The sequence below is a fragment of the Pricia antarctica genome (genome assembly GCF_900101815.1).
Classification (GTDB): Bacteria; Bacteroidota; Bacteroidia; order Flavobacteriales; family Flavobacteriaceae; genus Pricia; species Pricia antarctica.
Map to the genome: position 1 here is coordinate 1 of NZ_FNAO01000005.1, position 10,360 is coordinate 10,360.

Below are 10,360 nucleotides of genomic sequence, written 5' to 3' on the forward strand. Positions count from 1 at the left end.
AAACCCGTTCTTGAAAAGGAATTTAACTGGACCGAAACCGATTATGCCTATATAATAATGGCCTTTACGGCAGCTTATGCCATCGGCCTCATATCTTTTGGGTGGCTGATCGACAAGTGGGGGACCAAGTTGGGGTATTCAATAAGCATAACCGTTTGGAGTGTGGCAGGCATGCTCCATGCCGTAGTAAGAAGCGTATTTGGTTTTAGTCTGGCGCGGGTCGGCCTGGCCTTAGGTGAGGCCGGGAATTTCCCGGCGGCCATGAAGGCTGTATCGGAATGGTTCCCCAAAAAGGAGCGTGCGCTGGCAACCGGTATTTTTAATTCGGGAACCAGTATCGGTGTTGTACTCGCACTACTGGTAACCCCTTGGATATTGACCAATTATGGCTGGCACGAAGTTTTTTGGATTACCGGTTCATTTGGTTTTATATGGTTAATATTCTGGTTGTTTTTTTATGATATACCCGCAAAGCAGAAACGGTTAACGGTTCAGGAATATAAATATATCACAGAGGGACAGGATGAGGAAAATGCGGATGAACAAAAAATCGCTGTTAAATGGAAAAAGTTGTTTACTTTCAAACAGACTTGGGCCTTTATTGTCGGAAAAGGATTGATCGATCCCATTTTTTGGTTCTTTTTATTTTGGCTGCCCTCTTACTTTGCCTCAACATTTAGCCTGGACCTTACAAAACCGAGCGTTGAACTAATGATCGTTTATGGGGCTACAACGGTCGGGAGTATCGGAGGAGGATTCTTCTCCTCTTGGCTGATCAAACGTGGAATGCCCGTTTTAAAAGCTAGAAAAGGTGCATTATTGCTGTTTGCCTTGCTTGAGATATCCATTATTCTTGCACAGTTCGCTACCAATGTATGGATGGCCGTAGCACTTATAAGTGTGGCGGTGGCAGTGCACCAGGCCTGGGCCACCAACGTCTTTACCATGGCTTCGGACATGTTTCCCAAGGAAGTGGTAAGTTCGGTGGTCGGTATCGGGGGCATGGCAGGTGCCGTTGGGGGAATTTTATTCCCTATCCTTGTCGGGGTACTGTTGGATAAGTACAAAGCGATCGGAAATTTGGAAGCGGGATACAACATATTGTTCACGGTCTGTGGGTTTACCTATTTGTTTGCGTTAACAATTATCCATTTACTCACAAGAAAAAACCAACATGTAAACCTAAATCAGTTGAGATAAGTATAAGGTACGCACTAAGTAGTATTGGAATTATCCGAGAACACTTTAAATCAGGACCCATGAAAACGACTCTTTTTTTAAGCCTAATATTATGTTTTCCAATCCTTGTCGAACGGCAGACCGCTGTCAATGATACGATTTACAACCTCTTGGTCGGCACCTACACCCAATCCGGTAAAAGCGATGGTATCTATGTCTATCGGTTCAACATTGAAACAGGCGAATTCAGTTATGGGACAGAAGCGGCCGGAATCAAGAATCCATCGTACCTGACGGTTTCCAAGGATGGAAAATTCGTCTAATCCCTCAATGTGATAGGTGACCGAAACAGACCGATAGGCTTCCTACCCCCAGAGCTTGAACATGAAATTTAACCGTACTAATGTTTGCAATTATTTTCAAACCGCTCATTTTGAGCATAATCAAATTATAAACGCATGAAAAAGCTATCGATCGTTTGGTGGGTACTGATGCTGTCGCTACCTTCTCCTGGCACAGTCGCACAGACAGAAAAAAGATTATCGCTTGGAGAACAGTCTGTTTTTCAGGTATCCAACACTTCCGAGCCTATTTTGGTCGACGGAAAAATGAACGAGGAAGTTTGGAAAAGGACGGAAGCTAGAACGCTCGATAATTTCTATAACGTAGAGGACTCTGACGATAAACAACGCACTACTTTTAGAATGTTATGGGATAATAAAAATCTCTATGTTTTCTTCGAAATGGATGATAGATTTATCACGGCTAGAGAAAGGTTAAGGGACAGGGAACCTTATTTGGATGACTGTGCCGAAATTTTTTTAATCCCAGTGCCGGATAGTCTGGACACTCACTTTGGGTATGAGCTCAATTTGTACAAGGCCTCTAACGATTTTATATATTTTAACGATTATTACAAAGGTGAAGATGCCGTTTTCAAGGCCTTTAATCCCCATTTTAATGTGGAGGTTGCCTATGATGGCACCATAAACGACAATTCCGATATTGATAAGGGGTGGACCATGGAATTGGCCATACCGATTTCCAATTTTGGTGTTTTGGGCACCATTGTACCTGTCAAAGAAGGAAACCGATGGGCCTTTCTCGCAATCCGCCAAGATCGCAACGATGCCAATGGCAAGCGCAGATCCACCTCCACCCTATTCCCTATTTACGATATTTCCAAGAATGTACATCAGGCCAATCGTTTTGGCTTAATGGAATTTGTTAAATCAAAGTAGTTGTATTACTAAGACTTCGAAATAGAGCATACTTTTTTGGAATCTTAAGACCGGTTACAGCACTGTGAAACTTTTAAATTACCTACCTCGACAGAAAACGATCCGGTCCGTAAAGTTTATGCATAAAACTTTAAAAAAAAGCAACTTCTAGGGGAAATAGTGCCAACAAAAAAATAATTGCTCAATAAAAGGTTAAAATAATGTTAGTAAAAGATAAAATAGGCCGATGACTGACCCCGATTTTAGATTTTTTTTGTAAAAGGTAATAGAGTAATTTAAATTTCGTCAATCCGGTAATGGAAATTTTTGTTTGGTGCCAAAAAGTTCTTTCCGTATTAAAAATGGTAGTTTTTTAATACTGAAGAACATAAATAACCAATTTGTTGCTGTTCCCGAACTATTTGTTTTATTAGAAGACCGATTAAATGTCAATATTTACAAAAAATTTCGGATTGGCACTGAAACAAATTACACAGGTAATCAGATATGGAACAAAAAACGGATAGCAGATAGGAACCAGCTAATCGAAAAAGGTTTCTAGTTACGTAAAAAAGGTCTTTAATGGGTTGTCAAGTTAAAGTCTAGTCGTTTTGCGTTAACCAAAAGTTAATTTTACCTACTATTGTATTACTTCAGATTTGGAATTCGTCTTGATTATGAAATTGTTCGATCCCCAATGATAAGATTTAAATCTAGCAAATTGAGTAGAAATAAAAAAATGAATTTTTAACGACCATTACACCTCTTAACTAAATCACCATTAATATAACTTGAACTAAATGATTATGAAAAAACAATTTTTTAATTTTTTGAAGGGAGGCTTTCTCATGGGCCTTATCATAACCCTGTTGGGCTTCCAGCAATTGCATGCCCAGCAGACCGTAACGGGAACCGTAACCGATGACCTAGGTCCGGTGGCCGGGGCAAACATTGTAATACAGGGTACGACCACCGGTACCCAGACCGATTTTGACGGAAATTTCACAATCGAGGCATCTCCAGCAGACATTCTAGAAATTAGTTATATAGGGTATGCTTCCCAAGATATCACGGTTGGAGGCCAAACAACAATCAATGTAAAACTTGCCGAAGATGCCAGTAAATTAGATGAAGTTATCGTTATTGGCTATGGTACAGCAAAGAAAAAGGATGTTACAGGGGCCGTTTCACGGGTCTCTGCGGAGTCTTTCGAAAACCAACCGGTAACAAGGGTCGATGAGGCGCTACAAGGTAGGGCTGCTGGTGTTACCGTAGCAAAAGCGAACGGAGCTCCCGGCGCAGGTATTAAAGTACGGATTAGGGGTGTTAATTCAATTACTGGAAATAATGACCCGTTAGTGGTTATTGATGGGGTTCTGGGTGGAGACCTTAGCACACTTAATCCAAATGACATCGCTTCTATGGATGTATTGAAGGATGCTTCCGCTACTGCCATTTATGGGGTTAGAGGTTCCAACGGTGTTATTCTCGTTTCAACTAAAAAGGGTTCGGGAAAAGGGAAAATCAATGTCGATTTTTTTACCTCTGTATCTCAAGTTCCAAAGTTATTGCCTACGTTAGCGGATAATGTGGGCGATTTTGCGAGAATCGAAAATATCAGAAAATTGAGAATTGGACAAAACCCCACGTTCACGGATTCCGAGATCGCAGGTTTCGATAGAAATGGTGGTACGAATTATCAAGATGAGATTCTACGAACAGGTTTTAGCAAAAATTTACAGATTTCGGCAAGTGGATCCGAGGGTAAAATACGATATTTCCTATCCGGTAATTATAGAGATGAACAAGGCATTGTTATCAATACCGGATATCAGCAATTATCGCTTAGATCCAATATAGATGCACAAATTAGCGACAAATTTAAAGTGGGTCTTAATATATACGGAAGTCGAGGTGAGAAAAATAATAATTTCGAATCTTTGGGCAACGGGCAGGGAAGCTTGATGTACAAGGCCAATACTTGGGATCCAACAACGCCTATTTATGATGCCGACGGCAACTATAACAGACGCTCGACTAGAGGTATCGGTTCCTTAAACCTAAACCCGGTATTAACCTTAAGAGAAACGAAGGCCAGCGATGTTGATGAAAGACTAAGTGCCGCCTTAAACGCTTCCTACCAAATTACCGATAATTTTAGCTACTCGCTAGTTGCAGGTACCCAAATCAACAATTATAACGTTCAGAGATATTCGGTCGAAGGTTCTGATGATACACCAGATGCAAACTTTAATACTAACAAGTTCACATCGTATCAAATTAGTAACATATTTACTTGGCAAAAACTATTTAATGATACGCACGATATAAAGTTGACAGGGGTTCAAGAATATTCCAATTCAAAAAACATTAGAAATAACTATAATGCTGATAACCTGCTTTTACCCAACGGTTATTATTTTGCGGAAACTGCTAATGGATTTACTATAGGCAACAATTTTGATGAGAGAGAGCTTTCGTCTTTTATGTTGCGTGCGGAGTATATTCTTGCTAACAATTTATCTCTAACGGCTACTGCGCGTTACGATGGTACCTCTGTTTTTAGACCGGGTAAGAAATGGGGTCTCTTTCCATCTATTGCGGCTGGCTATAGCCTGATTAACCCTTCTGAAAGTTCTGGTTTTATCAACAACCTAAAATTGAGGGCCGGTTGGGGCCAGGTAGGTAACCAAGGTGTCAATACTTATGGTACCTTTGCGAATTTAGATAACAATAGTTACTCCTACACGGGCGATGCACCATCTCCGGGAACGTTCATTACTAGTTTTTCTAACGAAAATCTTACTTGGGAAACAACTACGCAAACCAATATCGGTATTGATTTAGGATTTAATGAAGGCAGGGGTAGTTTTAGCATTGATGGTTATAAAAAAACAACCTCGGATTTACTGTTAAATGTGCCCGTTTCTGGTACCAACGGTGGTGGAAATGTGAACCAAAATATAGGCGAAGTAGAAAATTTTGGTTTTGATATTGCCTTCGGCTATGATATCATCCAGAACGAAAACCTCAACTGGAATGCCAATTTGGCACTCTCCCAGGTCAAGAATGAAGTAACCCAATTGTTTGGCGGTCTTGACCAAATTGATGGCCAATTCCAAGCACCTGGTGGGCAAGCAAGGGTAGTCAACATTATTCAGTTAGGAGAACCGCTAGGACAGTTAAACGGAGCCATCTTCTTGGGAACCTGGAAAAACTCGGAGGCTGCGGCGGCAGAAGCTTATGGTAAAAAACCTGGGGATGCTAAATATCAAAGGGATGCAGACGGAGAGATTGTTTTTGGTGCTATCGGTAATGGCACACCTACCTTGACATGGGGTTTCAACAACACCATTTCTTATAAAAACTGGGATATAAATGTTTTCTTAAATGGGGTTCACGGTTTTGATATTTACAACCTGATGCAAGCTGGTATTACAGGTGGCGCCGGGGATTCTAGAAGTTTTATGGCGGCCGATCAAGTAAACCAATGGACGTCCAGCAACGAAACCGACATACCTGCAACAGTACAGTTGTTCAATTCTTCAAGATATATTGAAAAAGGAGATTTTGTTAGATTAAGTAACTTTACTGTAGGATATACGTTCGAGAATTTTGGCGGATTGGCAAATACAACACTTAAGGTGTATGCGGGTGGGCAAAACCTATTCTTGATTACAGATTATAGTGGTTATGATCCTGAGTTATCCTCCAGAAGAACGGATCAAGGAAATGCAGATGTAGCTCCCGGTATAAACGTTGGAGCCTATCCTAATCCAAGAAGTTATACATTAGGTGTAAAGGTTGGATTCTAAAAAAATGCTAATAGAAAAATATTTCAAAAATATGAAAACAATAAAAATTTATAAATCATTGAAAGCACTTTTAGGAGTCTTTAGCCTTGTTGCTTTGGCATTAAGTTTTAATAGTTGCGAGCAGTTCGATCTTGATGAAAATCCCGCTGCGTCACAATTGCAAGTCGTGACCTATTCTTCTATGGCTCAGTTAGAGTTAGGGGTTACCGGTATCTATGGCAAATTAAACAAAGCGGCATGGATGTCTACCTTTTATGTTAACGGTTGGTCAGGCGACGATATTACAACGCATGTTGCCAGTAATAAAGCAGATTTTAGGGAGTATGACCAACGCTTTGTTACACCTGAAAATTCTAGAACTTTGACCAACTGGAACGGCGTTTATGAGATGATTCGTGCAGCAAATACAGTCTTACAAAGTGTAGAAGGCCAAACATTACTTGTTGCGGACACGGGTAAACCAGACCTTGAAAAGCAAGAAAGATTAGTTGGTGAAACGTACTTTTTAAGGGCGATTATGTTCAATCATTTGATGCGTATTCATGGTAGAATACCTTTAGTTTTACAGGTTGATCCATTTCAGCAACCGGTGTTGGCTTCACAATTAGAGGTTTTTGAACAAATAGAAAGTGATCTTTTACAAGCGGAATCAAGATTACCTGTTAAAAGTCAATTTGTAGGATCAACAACACCAAGTAATGGAACAGTTAGAGCATTTTTGGCAAGATTGTATATGGACTGGGCCGGCTTCCCATTAAATGATACAAGCAAATATGCAGAAGCTGCATCAAGTGCTAAATCAGTTATTGATAATGCCGCCTCACATGGTTTCGGACTGGAACCCGATTTGGCCAAATTATGGTCGTTAGCAGGAAGATTTACGCCAGAAGGTGTCTTTACAATTGCTTACGGTAATACCGGAGATAATCTTACCAATCGTAAAATGGGAAAATTAGGCCTGCCTTCAGATTTTGCAGGATGGCAAGAAACCTTTGCCGAAATACGCTTTTTTGAAGATATGCCGGAAGGCACCAGAAAAGACGCAACTTACTATGATTTCATCCCTGTTGATGCTGATGGAACCATAACCGCGGATACTCCAGATAAACTTATTCCATGGGAAGAGTTCAAAGATCAACAAAATCCTCTTTTTAGAAAAATCGTGGGAGAATTGGCCGATGGGGATTGGAATCAATTTCAAACCTTAAGAAGTGACCTTTATATGAGATACGCCGAGGTATTATTAATATATGCCGAAGCTTCAGGTGAAGTTGGCTCGGCCGGTGCCGATGCATGGGAAGCCTTGAATATGATTCACAGAAGAGCTGGAGGTCTTGACTTTAATACTCCAGACGCGAGTGACCTTACGGCAGGCGATGGCAACATTCAGGATTTGGCATTTACAGAAAGAAAATGGGAGTTCGCAGGCGAGTTTATCCGTTGGAACGATTTGGTACGTAAAGAAAAAGTTCAGGAAGCTTTGGGTAATAGAAATCCCCAAGTCTCTGTAGGTACTACATATGATGAAAATGGTGTTGGCTCCCCAAAAACTTTGACAACCGCTTCAAACCCCATTTTAGGTTCTTTAGGAACAGATAATTATTATGCGCCTATTCCGAAACAAGAAATAGAAAAAAATCCTAATCTTGGGGGGAATTAAACGATAGTTGATTGAGTTAGTTTTGAGTTAGTTTGAGCACAGCGGTAAGATTTAGCAATAAATCTTGCCGCTTTGTTATTTTGATGAGATTCATTTCGGGTTTCATATCCTATTCTCCCAAAAAAACAAGCTTTATCAGAACCAAGTCAATTTGAAATTCTAAAAAATAAATTAATCGAACTGAAGAAGAAATCAATGCCACTTCTGAAATCGACAATTTCGATTAAATAAATAGCTATCGTCTAAGAATTAATACTACTTTGTCAACATTCTATTGAACCCGCTATTATGTTTTAATTTTTTTGATGCTAAATCGAGATTCATATAAAAATATCATTGCTATTTCCCAAATTATTTGGTGTATCGGATTTTTTTTGTTTTTAATAAGTTGTACAAATGAAAACAAACATGCCGAAGGTGAAATTTTAGCGAAAACCAATTGCGCTTCTTGTCATTTGTTCCCTGATCCCTCAATTTTGCCAAGAAGGGTATGGGGCGAAAAAATACTACCCGATATGGGTCTAAAAATGGGGATGTCCCATGGACCGATTTATTCGTATGGCAATCCTGATTCCACCAAAAATTTAAAACCGACAATATCTCAAGAAGATTGGGATAAAATCGTACACTATTACTTAAACCGATCTGAGAACAGTATTCCAAAATACCCGATTCAAGTCCAAGAAAAAAGCGACCTGTTCAAGCCCCATATTTTCTTGAATGATTCATTGTCTATTATTACATTGACTAATTATGATGAAGACAGCGGAAGTTTGTTTTTAGGAAATGCCAGCGATTATACCCTTTTAACTTTAGATAGTAAGGGGGATGTCCTAAATTATGAAAAATTAGAAAGCCCCCCGGTAAAAATTGCATTTAAAGATTCTTTGGATTACCTATTGACCATCGGTAACCTAAACCCTTCTGATGAAGCAAAAGGAAAGCTAAAAATCGGTCATAATTCTATTGAAGGATTAAACCGACCGGTAGATTTTTTGATACATGATATAAATCTCGATGGATATGATGATGTTTTCTTGTGCAACTATGGAAATACAATTGGGGATTTTTCTTTGTTTGAAAATTTAAAGGATGGTACCTACAAGAAAAAGGTTATTCATCCATATTCCGGAGCCATAAAGGTTGAAATGGCAAATATGGATGCCGATGAGGAAAATGAAATTGTGGTCCTGTTTGCCCAAGAGCACGAAATGATCATGATTTGGGATTATGCAAATAATTCTTTTATCGGTAAAAAAGCCGTTCAATTTCAACCGGCCTTTGGATCGGTGGATTTTCAGCTAAGGGATATGGATGGGGATGGCCTAAAGGATATCATTATCGGCAATGGGGATAATTCGGATCTATCAACGGTGCTTAAAAATTTCCATGGTGTGCGGATCCTTTTAAATAAGGGTGATAAGGAATTCTCTAAAGACTACTTTTTGCCAATTCATGGCGTTAGCAAAATCAGGGCCGAAGATTTTGATCTGGACGGGGATACCGATATCTTGGCGATTTCCAATTTTGGCGATTTTACTGACCCAAAGTTTCGAAGTGTTCAGCTGTTGATCAATGAAGGAGATTTACAATTTAAACCTAAATATATCAGCGGACTTCCAGATTTTAGATGGCAAACGCTTGATATATCCGATTATGATAAAGATGGTGATTTAGATATATTTTTAGGTTCTTTTAATGTCAATATTGGCCCTAAAGAATCAAATATATCCGACAGAAAAAAAATCTCTTGGGTGAGGTTGGAGAATAGAATTAAGTAGGGTTTAGTCAGTGAAGTTCCTCATTGGATCGATCTGGCACATTGATTATACTTGGTTTTTTCATCAAGGCGATGATATCACTTAACTCTCGGTCATTAAGTTGTGACACCCCTTTTCTGTAATAGAAATTAGCGAGCTCGTCTATTCCGTGAATATATAGATCAAATTTGTAGTTCTCCAAGACCCAATTTAAACATTCCTTTTGCGTGGTTTCCTCTTCCAGCTTCCAAGCTAAAGTATAAGCCTTACGGTTCGATAACTTTGTACTGTCCGAATCTTGACGACTAAAATCTGAAATCATGGCAGCCAAGAGACTCGGACTTTTGGTGAAATCATTTGAAATCAACCCTTTCCCTATCTGCTGATTCAAACTATAGGATAAAATTTTAGGATGTTCTTGTTCATACAATTGATAAAACGGTTCCGGCAATTCTTTTGCGAACTTTACTTTTGTCACAAATTCTGTCAACTCCTTTTCCGTCACAAAACTATCCCAACTATTTTTTAAATAATAGTAGGCCATAAAAGAACCGAAAACACCAATAATAAGCGTCAAAATAATAAGTTTTAGCACCTTTTTTTTAAATGTCATGTTGAGTAATTCAATTCTGGGATACGATGAGTTATTGGCGAAACGAATCTAATTCTTTTACGGTAATCAACTGGACATTTCCCTAAAAAAATACTAAAATTTCTCTTGAAGAA

The 10,360-nt window shown here is 39.3% G+C and carries 7 protein-coding genes; 6 read left to right on the forward strand and 1 reads right to left on the reverse strand.

Going from position 1 to position 10,360, the window contains the following annotated elements:
* From BLT07_RS09940 to BLT07_RS09970, 6 genes are all read left to right on the forward strand, one after another.
* Nucleotides 1–1,200: MFS transporter (locus BLT07_RS09940; protein WP_139205132.1), on the forward strand; the 1,200-nt coding region annotated here is incomplete at its 5' end.
* A 59-nt stretch (nucleotides 1,201–1,259) separates the two neighbouring features.
* Nucleotides 1,260–1,502, forward strand: a complete 243-nt coding sequence (locus BLT07_RS09945) for a beta-propeller fold lactonase family protein (RefSeq protein WP_091868279.1) — start codon at nucleotides 1,260–1,262, stop codon at nucleotides 1,500–1,502.
* A gap of 135 nt (nucleotides 1,503–1,637) precedes the next feature.
* Entirely contained in the window at nucleotides 1,638–2,420 is a 783-nt protein-coding gene (locus tag BLT07_RS09950) for a carbohydrate-binding family 9-like protein (protein ID WP_091868281.1), read from the forward strand.
* A 785-nt stretch (nucleotides 2,421–3,205) separates the two neighbouring features.
* Nucleotides 3,206–6,214: a SusC/RagA family TonB-linked outer membrane protein gene (locus BLT07_RS09960; protein ID WP_175455302.1), complete on the forward strand. Its 3,009-nt coding sequence runs from the start codon at nucleotides 3,206–3,208 to the stop codon at nucleotides 6,212–6,214.
* 31 nt (nucleotides 6,215–6,245) lie between these two features.
* Entirely contained in the window at nucleotides 6,246–7,874 is a 1,629-nt protein-coding gene (locus tag BLT07_RS09965; protein ID WP_175455303.1) for a RagB/SusD family nutrient uptake outer membrane protein, read from the forward strand.
* Nucleotides 7,875–8,389: 515 nt separating this feature from the next.
* Nucleotides 8,390–9,655, forward strand: coding sequence for an FG-GAP repeat domain-containing protein (locus BLT07_RS09970; RefSeq protein ID WP_175455304.1), 1,266 nt, complete (start codon nucleotides 8,390–8,392; stop codon nucleotides 9,653–9,655).
* A 7-nt stretch (nucleotides 9,656–9,662) separates the two neighbouring features.
* Here the strand turns inward: BLT07_RS09970 and BLT07_RS09975 are convergent, their stop codons facing one another.
* Complete coding sequence (locus BLT07_RS09975) at nucleotides 9,663–10,247, reverse strand: transglycosylase domain-containing protein (protein ID WP_091868291.1); 585 nt, start codon at nucleotides 10,245–10,247, stop codon at nucleotides 9,663–9,665.
* Nucleotides 10,248–10,360: the final 113 nt, after the last annotated feature.

Bases quoted from the DNA above. Each gene is read 5' to 3' on its own strand.
- BLT07_RS09970 (WP_175455304.1), top strand. From the start codon at position 8,390: ATGGGTCTAAAAATGGGGATGTCCCATGGACCGATTTATTCGTATGGC.
- BLT07_RS09960 (WP_175455302.1), top strand. From the start codon at position 3,206: ATGAAAAAACAATTTTTTAATTTTTTGAAGGGAGGCTTTCTCATGGGC.
- BLT07_RS09950 (WP_091868281.1), top strand. From the start codon at position 1,638: ATGAAAAAGCTATCGATCGTTTGGTGGGTACTGATGCTGTCGCTACCT.
- BLT07_RS09975 (WP_091868291.1), bottom strand. From the start codon at position 10,247: ATGACATTTAAAAAAAAGGTGCTAAAACTTATTATTTTGACGCTTATT.
- BLT07_RS09945 (WP_091868279.1), top strand. From the start codon at position 1,260: ATGAAAACGACTCTTTTTTTAAGCCTAATATTATGTTTTCCAATCCTT.
- BLT07_RS09965 (WP_175455303.1), top strand. From the start codon at position 6,246: ATGAAAACAATAAAAATTTATAAATCATTGAAAGCACTTTTAGGAGTC.